The sequence below is a fragment of the Catenisphaera adipataccumulans genome, assembly GCF_014202755.1.
GTDB classification, from domain to species: domain Bacteria; phylum Bacillota_I; class Bacilli_A; order Erysipelotrichales; family Erysipelotrichaceae; genus Catenisphaera; species Catenisphaera adipataccumulans.
Genome location: NZ_JACHHK010000001.1, coordinates 356,790 through 369,365, shown reverse-complemented (window position 1 = coordinate 369,365; position 12,576 = coordinate 356,790). Strand labels below are relative to the sequence as shown.

The following is a 12,576-nucleotide window of genomic DNA, read 5'->3' as shown; positions in this document are numbered from 1 at the left end:
GTAAAGGAGAGTTTGTATGAAGAAAAAGACGGGAAACAGATTGATCGGGTTGGTTTTTGTGCTGGTCTTACTGGGCCTGCTGTACTTGATTTGGCATTTTTCCGGCGATTACTTCATAAAGCTGTTTGATGTCCTCAAAACCAAAGATGAAACACAGATCGCGCACTATGTCCGGGAACAGGGCATTTGGAAAGGCGTTTTTTCCGTCTTTATGCTGAGTGTCATCCAAGTGATCAGTATCTTTATTCCAGGCATTGTCATTCAAGTTTCTGCGGGTGTCATTTACTCATGGTACTATGCTTTTTTGATCTGCTACGCGGGGTTCGTGGCCGGCAATGCATTGGTGTTTGGTTTTGCGAAGCTGCTCGGAAAAGGACGATTAGGCATCGTTTTTGAAAATGACAAAGCGCAGTGGCTGATGGAAAAGATCAATATGGCGAATCCGAAGTTTGTGGTCGGCTTAGCCAATTTGATTCCCGGGATCCCCAATGGCATCATTCCTTATGTGGCATCGGGCTCGGACATCACGTTCGGCGGTTTTGTCGCCGCCGTCGCTGCCTCAAGCTGGATCCAGATCGTATTGAATTGTTTTCTTGGTCACTTTTTGATCCGCGGTCAGTATTTCTATATGGTCTTGGCCATCGCGGCACAGATCGTGCTGATCGTACTTGTTTCCGTCAACCAATACAAACTTTTAAAAAAAAAGAATTAGTTTCAGCCTTTTTACAGGTACAGAATGTATCGTAAAGGCATGAAAAAAGTTCTGATCATTATCCTGGCGGCTGCAGTGGCGGCCGCCGGTTTCTATCTGTATCACCGGCAGAATCAGGTCGTCGTGGTCATCGATCCGGGACACGGCGGCTATGATACAGGCGCGATTGCGGATGACGGCACAAAAGAAAAAGATCTGGCGCTTTCGCTGGCACTGAAGATCGGCGAGAAACTGGAAGCGGAAAACAGTAATATAACAGTTGTTTATACACGTTCAAGTGATTCGGTCTCCTGGCCGAGCAATGAGTCGGAAGATCTGAAAGAGCGTGTTGCCATTGCCGAAGAAGCAGGGGCAGATTATTATTTATCAATTCACTTAAATTCTGCGGATGATACAAGTGCTTATGGTTACTGTGCTTATGTGAAGGATTCCGATGATGCAAGCAAGAAGATCGCGTCGATGATCGCAGACAATCTGGATGCAGCAGGATGGGAGTATAATCGTGGGACGCAGACGACCGAAAATCAGTCGTTGTATGTGGTCGATCAATTGAGCATTCCGTCGATGTTGTTCGAGGCAGGTTTCATCACCAATGAAACCGAATTGGCAGATCTGCAGGATTCCGATAATCAGGATACCATTGCAGCTGCTATTGCGAAGGCTTATTCGGACTATATTGAAGGCCAATCAAGTTAAAATATGGTAGAATAAAACTATGAAATTTTTAAAAAAAACAGCGGCTGCTTGGATCATTGCCGCTTTATTTCTATGTGTAATGATGCCGGTGCGTGCCGAGTCAGATGATCAGGTGGTCGTCATGATCGATCCTGGTCATGGCGGGTACGATGGCGGCACAGTAGCAGCGGATTCTGAAACACTGGAAAAAGATCTGACGTTGATGTATGCAAAGAAGATCGGAGCCCAGATCGAGAAACTGGATTCGTCGATCGAAGTCCTGTACACCCGCAACAGTGACAAGGTATCCTGGGCACGGGATGATGAGGATGCAGATCTGAAACGCCGGGTCATCATTGCGAAGAAACGGCATGCGGGCTATTTTCTCTCGATCCATATGAACTCATCGGAAGATACGTCCATGGAAGGATATGCCGCCTTTGTGCGTCCGAAAGATAAAGCCAGCAAAAAAATTTATAAAATCATTGCCAAAAATCTGAAAAAAGCCGGCTATGAAGCCGACAACGGATTAACGACAACAGATCAATATCCGCTCTATGTCGTCAGCAAGCAAAAAATTCCGGCAATGCTGTTTGAAGTGGGTTATATCTCCAATAGTACAGAATTGAAACAATTAAAGAAGAAAAAAGTTGTGAAAGCCTATGCGAAAGCGATCGCAGCCGCTTATGTGCAGTATATTCATCAAAATAACTAAGACAAGATCGAAGATCTTGTCTTTTTATTATGAAGCAAGATCAAAAAAGGAATGGAATGGCAAAGAAACAGGCAAAAGAAAAAAGCACCCGTACAGTGCTTTCATTGGATATTTTGATCAAGACGCTTTCTTTTTGTAGAGAGAATATAATTTTGGACGTAAAGGATATTCAAAGACACCAATCAGTTCGACAACGTGGGCGTTGAATCCGCGCTTGAAATCAAAGACGCCGTAACCTTCTTGATCGGGTTCAAAATAGCCGCTGATGCCGTAGAAATTATAGTAGTCATATCCTTCTTCCAACGCTTTTTGGATGATGTACCACTGCAGGGCATACGGACCATGGAAACGCCGAAGATCTTCATTGGCACCGCTCATCAAATAAACGACTTCATCACCATAGAAAATGAACATCGCCGCTGCTAAGCCTACTTCATGACCATACGTTTCGTGCAGATCCTGTGCATCCTGCCGGCGTTTTTCCAAGGCAGTGATATGGGAAGAAGCTACCTTTAACCGACTGTTGGCGTTTTTTGAATGGGGATTCTGTGCCAATGCTTCTTTTGCTTCCTGAATCGTTTTTTCTTTCTCTTCAAGCTGGCTTTGGATCTGTTGGGCATAATTATCAATATCCAAATAGGTGTAATAAGCCTGGGCATGATCCCCAAAGCAATCATATTGCTGCTCATAATAGGACAGCGGCAAGGTGTCAAAATGTTGTTTTTGCGCTGACAATTCGACCATCTCAGCTAAAAGGTGCAGTTCGTTCCGCTCCAGTTTCCGGACTTTAATATGATACTTCAGCGTATTTTTGATGTTCTGCCGGGTACGCTTGCTGAAAGCATGAAAGAGGCTGTCACGATCTTGCCCTTTTAATGTAAGCACGGACTGCCAGCGTGCCTGATGACTGTCGTCGTAGCCTTTTGTCAGCGGCAGGTGCTGGTAGCCCATCGCTGTCATTTCATCGACAACGGCCTGGTTATTGATGCCGCCTTCTACAATATCACCGTTTTTATCCCGTTCCTGCAGGATGATCTTGGGATCGGTAATGACGTATATGCATTTATTTTCAGTTTTTAGGGTTTGATGAATTTGTGAAACGGCTTCTTCTTTATGCTGCAGACCTTCTTCAGTGAATAGGATACCGCGCGGGATATACGCATAGGTATATAATTTCATCACACGGCCGATGACAGCCACTGCACAGGCATAAAGCGTTTCCTTTTCATAGACGAGAAGATACCGGACCGCCCAGCCATTGTTTTTCATTTTTTCGCCTTCAAAGCTGGATTGTAAAAAATCGCGCTGTTTGAATGCGGATAGACTTTTTTCAAACTGCGCGGCGCTTGCGTCTTGAATGTACATGAATTTCACCTCTGCTATTGATAGTAACTTATTTTTTCAATTTTGTACCATACTTTTTTGTTATGAACTGAGTAGTTCTTTTTTGAATAAAAAAGCGCTGTGTTCCAGCGCGTTAAATTCGATGGTAGCGCGTACGGGATTTGAACCCGTGATACAGCCTTGAGAGGGCTGTGGCTTAACCGCTTGCCGAACGCGCCATGCACCTAAGTATTCTAACATGAAACTACTTGAATTTCTACAATTTATTCAGACTTCTTTCAGATTCCTGTTATATTATAAAAGCAGGAGGGCGAAATATGAATATTCTCGTGGTGGAAGACGAAAAAAACCTGGCAACCGTGATCTGCCAGATGCTGAAAGAAGAGAAATGGCAGACGACCGCGGTCTATGACGGGAATGACGGCGCCGATTATGCGCTGAGCGGTTTATATGACTGTATCATCATGGATGTCATGCTGCCGCATAAAAACGGTTTTGAAATTGTGCAGGAGATGCGTGAAAATAAAATTGAAACGCCGGTGCTGATGCTTTCGGCGCTGGATGAAGTGCCGGACAAGGTCAAAGGTCTGAATGTCGGTGCGGATGACTATATGACCAAACCATTTGACCGGACGGAATTAATTGCCCGTATCCGGGCGATGACCCGCAGGAAAGGGGAAGTTGTGATCAATGATCTGGACTTTGCAGATCTGACCCTGGAACTGTCAACTTGTGAACTGTACTGCCATGAGAAGCATATTCATTTAAGCTATAAAGAATTTGAAATCATGAAACTTCTGATGGAGCATCCGGAAATGATCACGACCAAAGAAGATCTGATCGTGCAGGTTTGGGGAATGGACAGCGAAGCCATCGACAACAATGTTGAGGTATACATTTCTTTCTTACGAAAAAAGCTGAAATTCCTCAAAAGCAAGGTGACCATCAAGGCGATACGCCGTGTTGGTTACCGGTTTGAGGTCTCAGAATGATACGAAAACTTCGCCGAAAATTTATCGCTATTACGATGTTGTTTGTGGTGATGGTCCTTGTATTCGTGTTTGGCATGGAGACGTATACCAATTACAAGCGGATCCAAAGCGGCATTGAAGAAACATTCGAATATGCCATGAATCCAGCAAACGACAGTGATTCCTTTTCACCGGGCAGTGCGGATGATCATGAACCGAAGCACATGGGAAATGTCGTGACCATCGATGTGACATCGGATTACGAATTGGTCAACTATTCCAGCGGTGTGTACTCGATGAGCGATGAAGATGTTGAAGATGTCATCGATATCGTGCAGGGACAGCCCTCATCGGGAATGCTGAAAGAAGATTCAAATATTTATTATCGTCGGAAGAAGACGGGTGACGGCTATCGGATCGTAGTGATCGATGCGCGGAAAGAAGTCAGCAATATGCGCTCGCAGCTGATCGTTTCAGTGGAATTGGGGGTCGCGGCTTGTGCAGCTTTCTTTGTGCTGGCCTATTTCTTGAGCGGCTGGATCCTCAAGCCGGTACAGGATTCCTGGGATCGGCAAAAACGATTTGTGGCAGATACGTCCCATGAACTGAAAACTCCGCTGACCGTGATACTGGCAGACAGCGATATTCTGCTGGAACACGACGAGGAAACGGTGAAAGCCCAGAAACAATGGGTGCAGTCAATTCAAAGCGAAGCGATGCGCATGAAAAAACTGGTAGAAGATCTGTTGTTTTTGGCCAAACACGATGCCAACCGTGTGCCGAAGCAGAAGATCCGCTGCGATTTAAGTGAAATCGCCATGAGCTGCACGCTGCCTTGTGAGACGATCGCGTATGAAAAAGAATTGACCTTGGAATCGGAGATCGAAGATGATCTGATTTATTCGGGAGATCCGAATCAATTCAAACAGTTCATGATGATCTTCCTGGATAATGCGATCAAGTATACGCCCAAAGGCGGCGTCATCCATTTTAAATTGTATCGGGAAGGCGGCAAGATCCGGATGATGGTGCAGAACAGCGGCAGTTACATTCCGCCCGAAGCCATTCCGCATCTGTTTGAACGATTCTACCGCGTGGATAAATCGCGTGTCTATGAAGGCGGTTACGGCTTAGGCCTGGCCATTGCCAAAGAGATCGCTGATATGTATCATATTCATATTAAAGCCACGAGCTCAAAAGAAAACGGGACGTGTTTCTCCTTCATATTCGAAGGATAACACGTCCTTTTTTATATGCGGCTGACCAATACGTCCATTTTGCCGGATAACTGGAATGTTTTTGCATTTGCGGTGATGATCATGCCCTGACCGGCCCGGATGTCCTCTGTACTGCCGTTGACTTTCAGTGTGCCGCTGCCGCTTAACAACAGGACACAAGAATAAGTCGGATTATCGACCGTCACAGAATTTGTCACTTCATAGCGCGTGACGGTGAAGGTCGGCACGCTCACATAACGGGTGATCGTATTGCCGTTTTCGTGACGAACCGTTGGATGCACTTCCGGTTCCTGAAACGGAACGGTCGTGACGGCAATGGCTTGTTCAATATGCAGCGGGCGTTTCTTTCCATTTGCATCGGTCCGGTCATAGTCGTACAGACGATACGTGACGTCGCTGGACTGCTGGACTTCTGCCATCATCAGCTTGCCTTCGATACCGTGGATCGTACCTGGCGGCGTGTAGGTAAAATCGTTGTCTTTGACCGGGATCCGGCGTAATAAATGGTCCCAGTCTCCTGCTTCGATGCCTTGGCGAAGTTCTTCACGGGTCTTGGCGTTATGGCCACGGATCAGTTTTGTTCCCGGTTCAACATCGAAAAATACATTCAATTCCGCTTTGCCGCTGTCGTTTTCATGTTCCATGGCGTAAGCGTCATCTGGATGGACCTGGACGGAAACCGGCCGGTTGATTTCATTGATCTTGATCAGCAAGGGGAAGCGTTCATGCGGATCATCGGCAAAGAGTTCGCGGTGATTTTCATAAACTTCCTTCAGCGTCTGACCGGCATACGGTCCCTGAGCAATACGACTCATGCCGTTAGGATGGGCACTGATTGCCCAGTATTCACCGACTTTACGGTCCAACGCTTCGGTAAAGCCAAAACGTTTCTGGATCTTTTGACCGCCGTAAGGCTTATCGACCATGATCGATTTCAGAAATAATACATCTTCCATAAGCTACTCCAGGTTGGCATGGCGGCCGAACATCGTATCGCTGTCCATGTGTTTGGCTTCCATCAACATCATGATCATGCAGTCCATGAATAAGCCTTCACTTTGTTCAAATAAAGAGCCCATCGGCTGGATCGAAGTGATGGCACCGGCTTTTGCGCTTTTCGGGCTTGGCGCACTGATTTCAATGACCACATCGGCCATTTGTGCGATCGGTGAATCTGGATCGATCGTGATCAATGCGATCTTAGCACCGATGTCTTTGGCTTTCTGAGCATGGCAGACCAAGCTCTTGGTGGAACCGCTGCCGGAACAAATGACCAGCAGACCGTCTTTGCCAATGTTCGGCGTGCAGGTTTCACCGACGACATAGCTTTTCAGTCCCATATGCATCAAGCGCATCGCAAAGCCTTTGACTTGGAAACCGGAGCGTCCCGCACCGGCGCAGAAGATCTCATCTGCTTGTAAGATCAATTGTTTCATTTGTTCCGCTTTGTCAACATCGATATGCGGAATGGTCTGGTTTAATTCATTCAGAATGATTTTTGCGTATTCTTGGTTGTTCATATGTTCCTCCTATTTTAAACGTCCCTGCAGGGCTTTGGCCATGGCGGCCCGGTCATCGGCATTGCAGATGGCACCGCCCACTACGATGATTTCAGCACCTTCGTTGACGATCGCATCGATCGTTGCCAGTTTGACACCGCCGGCCACGGCTGATTTAGCGTTTTTGATCACTTGATTGACTACTTTCAGATCATCCAGCGGATCTTTGCCGGTTGCCTGTACATCAAAGGCCGTGTGAACACAGATATAATCGACGCCCATCTGATCAACTTCTGCCGTTCGTTTGGCGAGATCCTGAACTTCGATCATATCGACCATGACCTTGCGGCCGTATTTCTTTGCGCTGCGGACCACACCGGCGATGGTCGCATCGTTGGATACGCCTAAAACGGTGACGATATCCGCTCCGGCCTCAAAGCAGGCATCGGCTTCAAATTCTCCGGCATCCATGATCTTGGTGTCGGCCAGAACTTCGATATTTGGGAAGGCTTTCTTGATGGCGCGAACCGGGCGCATTCCTTCTTTGATCACAAAGGGCGTGCCCACCTCTGCGATCTGGACCGAACCGTTTGTTTCCTTGAGCAGGTCCAGGCATTCATCTAATGTCAATGTATCAAGTGCAGCTTGTAGTTTCATTTTTCATTCCTCCTTGGTTCATGCTCAGTATAGAAAATTAGCAGAATGTGTACAATGAAATTCTTGGTATTTTTTTAAAAACAACTTAATAAACTTGGCTTTTTCAAAAAAGCACACAGAAAGCCAAGCTTCTGCTATACTAAGATTATGTCAAAGAAAACTCAGACCAGACAAGATGAAATCTATCAGCAGCTGCTGACCCAAGGAGAAGTCCGGGTGAATGAATTGGCAGCGCATTTTTCCGTCAGCATGGAAACCATCCGCAAGGATCTTTCACGCATGGAACAGGAAGGACTGTTGGTGAAGACCCATGGCGGGGCGATGACGGCCGAACTGAAGGAAGCATCGGTCGACCGCAAACAAATGGAGCATGCCGAATGGAAAAAAGCCATTGCCCGTGCAGCTTTGCCGCTGATCCAGGATCACACGGTGATATTTCTCGGTCCAGGCAGTACGACGCTGGCATTGGCTAAACTGCTGCCGCTGAAAAAAGACCTGATCATCGCGACGAATTCACTGCCGATCGCACAGTTGGTGACGGATATGCGGCATGAATTGATTTTTACCGGCGGCAAGATCCTAAAACGCGGCAAAGCGGCCACCGGTGCCTTTACGAATACCTACATTGATTCGATCCATATTGATACGGCCTTCATGGGCTGCGACGGCTTCCGCAATCGGGCCGGTCCGACGACGTTTGCCTATGAAGAAATGGAAGTCAAGCAGCATGTGCTGCGTCAGGCATCGAAAAAGGTCCTGCTATGTGATGCCTCAAAGTTTCAAAAAGTGGGGATCTACACCTTTGCGTCGTTTGCGATGTTTGATGTCCTGATCACCAATGTGATCACGCTGGCACAAAAACAGCGCATCAAAGATGTGCCGAGGATCATTCAGGCGGGAGGAAATGAAAAAGATGAATGAATTATTTGAACAGAATGTATATTTAAAAGAATTTGATGCGGCTGTGCTGCGCTGTGAAAAAGGCCGGCAGTTTTATGAAATCGTACTGGATCAGACTGCTTTTTTCCCGGAAGGCGGCGGCCAGCCGGCCGATATCGGGACCCTGAATGATGTACCGGTCGTCGATGTGCAGCGCGTCGATGATACGATCGTTCATTATACAAAGGCACCCGTATCCGGACAGGTGCACGGCCGAATTGACTGGGCGCATCGGTTTGATCTTATGCAGCAGCATTCCGGCGAACATATGGTCTCCGGCGTGATCCATGCGTTATATGGACTGGAAAATGTCGGCTTTCATATGAGCGATGTGATCACGATCGACTTTAACGGCAACGTAACAGACCCTGAATTGGTCGAACGGAAGGTCAACGAAGCGATTTATCAAAATCTGCCGGTAAAATGTTGGTATCCGGATGAAAAAACACTGGCTGCCTTGCCGTATCGGTCAAAAAAAGCCATTGATGGTGCGGTTCGGATCGTCGAGATTCCTGGTGTGGATATTTGTGCGTGCTGCGGCACGCATGTGAGTGCGACCGGGGAGATCGGCCTGGTCAAGATCTTAAGCTGCGAGGCCCATGAACACGCGACGCGGATCACGATGATCTGCGGCAGCCGGGCACTGGCAGACTATCAGGCAAAGCATCGTCAGGTGATCCATATCTCTCATGCCTTGGCTGCCCGGCCGGCAGCGGTGGATCAAGCCGTGGAAAAGACATTGAATAAAGACCATGAAAAAAGCCGAAAGATCGGCATTTTGGTGAGAACATTATTTGAACATCTGGCTCAGAACTATGCACCGGGCTGCCCGCTGGTCCTGGAGTCGATCGACGGTCTGACGATGAATGAACTGCGCAATGGCTGCGACCTGCTGAACAAGACCGTTCATCCCAAGGTCTGCATGGTCATCAGTCAGGGACAGTATGCGCTGTGTGCCGAACATTCTCGTGCTGTGCAGCAGGCGATGCACGCTGTTTTACCAGGAAAAGGCGGCGGCAGCGATGAAATGGTGCAGGGCCGTATCGAGGCGGAGGTTGATGCGGTCAGAGAATATTTTACTACGTTATTTACCGAGACAGAAATTGGAAAATAATGTATCCAGCAGATCTTCCCGCGAAACTTCACCGAAAATTTCTTTCAAGTGGTTGTGGGCAGACTGAATATCAATTTCGACAAGATCCGGCTCCATTCCGGCTTCCAGTGCTTCTTTGGCATGAAGCATATCGCTTTGTGCCTGCATGATCAAACCGATCTGGCGCTCGTTGGAAAGCAGCGGATCTTTTTTTATGATGTCTTTTTGATACAGATCGGTAAGTGCATCGAGCAGAGCTTGAATATCATGGTTCTGCGCGCTGATCCAGATTCCTTCAGTCGGTGCTTCGGTCAGATCAGACTTGTTGTGGACGATCAAACGGGTCTTTGTTTTCGTTAAATCGAGCAGTTCTTGATCCTCATCGGTCAGCGGTTCACTGCCGTCCAGGACCAACAGGACCAGCTGGGCCTGTTTTAACTTTTCGACTGTTTTTTCGATGCCGATCTGTTCGATCTTGTCATCGGAATGACGTAGGCCGGCGGTATCGATCAAGTTCAGCTGAGCCGGACCGATGCGGATCTGTCCTTCAACTAGATCCCGGGTCGTACCGGCGATGTCGGTGACGATGGCTTTATCTTCTTCCAACAGTGCATTCAGCAGCGAGCTTTTACCGACATTCGGACGGCCGATGATCACAGTATCGATCCCGTTTTTGGCCATCTGACCGGTTTGTGCCCGGCGCAGGATGGCGGAAATGTCAGTCAGCCATTCATTGATCATCGGCAGCAGTTTCTCATTGGTGAGCTGTTCGATATCTTCGTATTCCGGATAATCGATGTTGACTTCGATCTGAGCGATGATGTCCATGATCTGATCGATCAGCGGCTGGATCAATGCACGGATGCTGCCGCGGATGCCTTTGACGGCCATCTGTCCGGCTGTTTCATTGGTTGCTTCGATCATATCTTTAATGGCTTCTGCCTGTGTCAGATCGATACGGCCATGGTAAAATGCCCGTTCGGTAAATTCCCCGGGGCGGGCCATCTGTGCGCCGTGTCCAAGCACTAATGTCAGAATTTTACGAGTGATGAATACACCGCCGTGGCAGCTGATTTCCACGATATCTTCACGGGTATAGGTTTTTGGCGCTCTGAAGACGCTGACCAGTACTTCATCGACCGGTTCGCCGCCGTCGACAATAAAGCCGTAATGAACAGTATGGCTTTTCACGTGCGTGATATCTCGGTCAAAAATAGATTGTACGATCGCAACGGCATCGTCGCCGCTGACGCGTACAATTGAAATCGCGCCTTCTTCCAACGGAGTTGAAATAGCGGCGATGGTAGTTTCAAACATGAGCACTCTCCTTTTTTACCAATTCTAGCATATTCTGTTATAATTGGTAAAAAGAAAGGACCCCCGAACATGAAACTATACGATCAAACTCAAGTTGATGAAGTTGCACGGGCTTTTTTAAATCATCAAATCATTGCGATGCCGACGGATACAGTCTACGGCGTCGGTGTCATATACGGAACGAAAGAAGATCTGGATCATCTGAAGCATGCCAAACATCGGCCGGAAACCAAGCCGATCCCGATGATGGTGGCCAATGCCGATCAAATGGAACGGGTCGCTGCGGTGGATGCGCGTACACGTAAATTGATCGATGCGTTTCTGCCAGGACCGCTGACGCTGATCCTGCCAAGCAAGATCGATCCGGTCTTTACCAACGGGCTGCATACCATCGCGATGCGGATCCCGGATGATGCGTTTATTTTGAAAGTCATCGAGAAACTGGATACCCCGCTGTTTGTGACAAGTGCCAATCAATCAGGGGCACCGACCGCACTGACTTATGATGATGCGTTGGTGCAGCTGCCCAATATTGACGGCTGTGTCAAAGGCGAATGCAAAGACTTATGGGCCAGCACGATCGTCGACTGCACCGGTCCGGAACTAAAGATCCTGCGTCAGGGGCCGATCAAGCTGCAGGAGCTGAAAGATGCCGCGATGTAGCTGGGCAGAAACGCCCGATGAACAAATGCAGGCGTATCATGACCAGGAGTGGGGAAAGCCGTGTCATGACGATCGAGTCTTGTTTGAGATGCTCGTACTGGAAACGTTTCAAGCCGGCCTTTCATGGGCGTGTGTCCTGCATAAACGGGAAGCGTTCCGGCAGGATTTTGACCAGTTTGATGTGAAGAAAGTCGCGGCATTTGATGAAGATAAAATACAAAGTTTGATGAACGATGCCCGGATTATCCGCAATCGTCGGAAGATCGAAGCCAGTATTGCCAATGCCGTACATTTTATGGAAATTCAAAAGGAATATGGTTCGTTCGATGCTTACATTTGGCATTTTACCAATGGACAAATCGTTTGTGAACCGTATACGATGCGCACGACTTCACCGCTGAGCGATGCGGTAAGCAAGGATCTGAAGCAAAGAGGCATGAAATTTGTCGGATCGACGACGATGTATGCCTATTTACAAAGCATCGGTGTGATCAATGGGCATGCCGAGGACTGTGACTGGAGAACATAATATCCTGAAAAGATGTTTTACAATGCTGGGACAAAAATGAAAATCATTGACAAAGTTTCCATTGTTTTGTAGGATAATTTCGTTAAGGCGTTGAACAAGAGGAGTAGTCTCAACACAAAGTCAAAGAGAGCTTTCGGCGGTGGAAAGAAAGTACGGCATTTGAGAGGAAAAAAGGCTTGGGAGCTGTTTGTATGTTCTGCATTAAAGAACGGACCGTTACGGTC

The 12,576-nt window shown here is 47.7% G+C and carries 14 protein-coding genes, 1 tRNA gene and 1 other annotated feature (1 of these 16 cut by a window edge); of the genes, 9 read left to right on the top strand and 6 right to left on the bottom strand.

Annotated features, from left to right (window positions below):
* Positions 1-16: 16 nt before the first annotated feature.
* Genes HNQ47_RS02020 through HNQ47_RS02010 form a run of 3 tightly spaced genes read left to right on the top strand, consistent with a single transcriptional unit; the run spans position 17 to position 2,102 of the window.
* Positions 17-712, top strand: coding sequence for a TVP38/TMEM64 family protein (locus tag HNQ47_RS02020; RefSeq protein ID WP_183327018.1), 696 nt, complete (start codon positions 17-19; stop codon positions 710-712).
* 39 nt (positions 713-751) lie between these two features.
* A complete protein-coding gene (locus tag HNQ47_RS02015) occupies positions 752-1,408 on the top strand; it encodes an N-acetylmuramoyl-L-alanine amidase (protein ID WP_183327016.1) in 657 nt (218 codons plus the stop codon).
* Positions 1,409-1,427: 19 nt separating this feature from the next.
* On the top strand, positions 1,428-2,102 hold the full coding sequence (locus tag HNQ47_RS02010) for an N-acetylmuramoyl-L-alanine amidase (protein WP_183327014.1): 675 nt from the start codon (positions 1,428-1,430) through the stop codon (positions 2,100-2,102).
* Positions 2,103-2,219: 117 nt separating this feature from the next.
* Here the strand turns inward: HNQ47_RS02010 and HNQ47_RS02005 are convergent, their stop codons facing one another.
* Both HNQ47_RS02005 and HNQ47_RS02000 read right to left on the bottom strand, forming a co-directional pair.
* Entirely contained in the window at positions 2,220-3,467 is a 1,248-nt protein-coding gene (locus tag HNQ47_RS02005) for a peptidoglycan bridge formation glycyltransferase FemA/FemB family protein (RefSeq protein ID WP_183327012.1), read from the bottom strand.
* Between the two features lie 122 nt (positions 3,468-3,589).
* Positions 3,590-3,664 (bottom strand) — tRNA-Glu (locus tag HNQ47_RS02000).
* A gap of 99 nt (positions 3,665-3,763) precedes the next feature.
* Between HNQ47_RS02000 and HNQ47_RS01995 the strand changes: the two genes are divergently transcribed.
* Entirely contained in the window at positions 3,764-4,438 is a 675-nt protein-coding gene (locus tag HNQ47_RS01995) for a response regulator transcription factor (protein WP_183327010.1), read from the top strand.
* Positions 4,435-5,655 (top strand): sensor histidine kinase, encoded by a 1,221-nt coding sequence (locus tag HNQ47_RS01990; RefSeq protein ID WP_183327007.1) that lies wholly within the window; start codon positions 4,435-4,437, stop codon positions 5,653-5,655. The genes HNQ47_RS01995 and HNQ47_RS01990 overlap by 4 nt, the downstream gene beginning before the upstream one ends.
* A gap of 11 nt (positions 5,656-5,666) precedes the next feature.
* On the opposite strand, the gene HNQ47_RS01985 is transcribed toward HNQ47_RS01990, so the two are convergent.
* The 3 genes from HNQ47_RS01985 to hxlA are packed head-to-tail and all read right to left on the bottom strand — an operon-like array spanning position 5,667 to position 7,811.
* Positions 5,667-6,611, bottom strand: a complete 945-nt coding sequence (locus HNQ47_RS01985; RefSeq protein ID WP_183327005.1) for a type I phosphomannose isomerase catalytic subunit — start codon at positions 6,609-6,611, stop codon at positions 5,667-5,669.
* 3 nt (positions 6,612-6,614) lie between these two features.
* Entirely contained in the window at positions 6,615-7,175 is a 561-nt protein-coding gene (gene hxlB / locus HNQ47_RS01980; RefSeq protein WP_183327003.1) for a 6-phospho-3-hexuloisomerase, read from the bottom strand.
* Between the two features lie 9 nt (positions 7,176-7,184).
* Entirely contained in the window at positions 7,185-7,811 is a 627-nt protein-coding gene (hxlA, locus tag HNQ47_RS01975) for a 3-hexulose-6-phosphate synthase (RefSeq protein WP_183327001.1), read from the bottom strand.
* Between the two features lie 147 nt (positions 7,812-7,958).
* Between hxlA and HNQ47_RS01970 the strand changes: the two genes are divergently transcribed.
* Together HNQ47_RS01970 and HNQ47_RS01965 are read left to right on the top strand one after the other, a co-directional pair.
* Positions 7,959-8,732 carry a DeoR/GlpR family DNA-binding transcription regulator gene (locus HNQ47_RS01970; RefSeq protein ID WP_183326999.1) on the top strand — a complete coding sequence of 258 codons (774 nt, stop codon included), beginning with the start codon at positions 7,959-7,961 and terminating at the stop codon, positions 8,730-8,732.
* Positions 8,716-9,864: an alanyl-tRNA editing protein gene (locus tag HNQ47_RS01965; protein ID WP_183326997.1), complete on the top strand. Its 1,149-nt coding sequence runs from the start codon at positions 8,716-8,718 to the stop codon at positions 9,862-9,864. The genes HNQ47_RS01970 and HNQ47_RS01965 overlap by 17 nt, the downstream gene beginning before the upstream one ends.
* Here HNQ47_RS01965 and mnmE read toward each other — a convergent pair.
* A complete protein-coding gene (mnmE, locus tag HNQ47_RS01960; protein ID WP_183326995.1) occupies positions 9,835-11,160 on the bottom strand; it encodes a tRNA uridine-5-carboxymethylaminomethyl(34) synthesis GTPase MnmE in 1,326 nt (441 codons plus the stop codon). The two genes, HNQ47_RS01965 and mnmE, sit on opposite strands and share 30 nt — an antisense overlap.
* A 69-nt stretch (positions 11,161-11,229) precedes the next feature.
* Here mnmE and HNQ47_RS01955 point away from each other — a divergent pair, with 69 nt between their 5' ends.
* Together HNQ47_RS01955 and HNQ47_RS01950 are read left to right on the top strand one after the other, a co-directional pair.
* Positions 11,230-11,823 carry an L-threonylcarbamoyladenylate synthase gene (locus tag HNQ47_RS01955; RefSeq protein ID WP_183326993.1) on the top strand — a complete coding sequence of 198 codons (594 nt, stop codon included), beginning with the start codon at positions 11,230-11,232 and terminating at the stop codon, positions 11,821-11,823.
* Complete coding sequence (locus tag HNQ47_RS01950) at positions 11,810-12,352, top strand: DNA-3-methyladenine glycosylase I (protein ID WP_183326991.1); 543 nt, start codon at positions 11,810-11,812, stop codon at positions 12,350-12,352. Before HNQ47_RS01955 ends, HNQ47_RS01950 begins: the two co-directional genes overlap by 14 nt.
* A gap of 81 nt (positions 12,353-12,433) precedes the next feature.
* Positions 12,434-12,576 (top strand) — a binding site (T-box leader) (it continues 65 nt past the right edge of the window).

Bases quoted from the DNA above. Each gene is read 5' to 3' on its own strand.
- HNQ47_RS02020 (WP_183327018.1), top strand. From the start codon at position 17: ATGAAGAAAAAGACGGGAAACAGATTGATCGGGTTGGTTTTTGTGCTG.
- HNQ47_RS02015 (WP_183327016.1), top strand. From the start codon at position 752: ATGAAAAAAGTTCTGATCATTATCCTGGCGGCTGCAGTGGCGGCCGCC.
- HNQ47_RS02010 (WP_183327014.1), top strand. From the start codon at position 1,428: ATGAAATTTTTAAAAAAAACAGCGGCTGCTTGGATCATTGCCGCTTTA.
- HNQ47_RS02005 (WP_183327012.1), bottom strand. From the start codon at position 3,467: ATGTACATTCAAGACGCAAGCGCCGCGCAGTTTGAAAAAAGTCTATCC.
- HNQ47_RS01995 (WP_183327010.1), top strand. From the start codon at position 3,764: ATGAATATTCTCGTGGTGGAAGACGAAAAAAACCTGGCAACCGTGATC.
- HNQ47_RS01990 (WP_183327007.1), top strand. From the start codon at position 4,435: ATGATACGAAAACTTCGCCGAAAATTTATCGCTATTACGATGTTGTTT.
- HNQ47_RS01985 (WP_183327005.1), bottom strand. From the start codon at position 6,611: ATGGAAGATGTATTATTTCTGAAATCGATCATGGTCGATAAGCCTTAC.
- hxlB (WP_183327003.1), bottom strand. From the start codon at position 7,175: ATGAACAACCAAGAATACGCAAAAATCATTCTGAATGAATTAAACCAG.
- hxlA (WP_183327001.1), bottom strand. From the start codon at position 7,811: ATGAAACTACAAGCTGCACTTGATACATTGACATTAGATGAATGCCTG.
- HNQ47_RS01970 (WP_183326999.1), top strand. From the start codon at position 7,959: ATGTCAAAGAAAACTCAGACCAGACAAGATGAAATCTATCAGCAGCTG.
- HNQ47_RS01965 (WP_183326997.1), top strand. From the start codon at position 8,716: ATGAAAAAGATGAATGAATTATTTGAACAGAATGTATATTTAAAAGAA.
- mnmE (WP_183326995.1), bottom strand. From the start codon at position 11,160: ATGTTTGAAACTACCATCGCCGCTATTTCAACTCCGTTGGAAGAAGGC.
- HNQ47_RS01955 (WP_183326993.1), top strand. From the start codon at position 11,230: ATGAAACTATACGATCAAACTCAAGTTGATGAAGTTGCACGGGCTTTT.
- HNQ47_RS01950 (WP_183326991.1), top strand. From the start codon at position 11,810: ATGCCGCGATGTAGCTGGGCAGAAACGCCCGATGAACAAATGCAGGCG.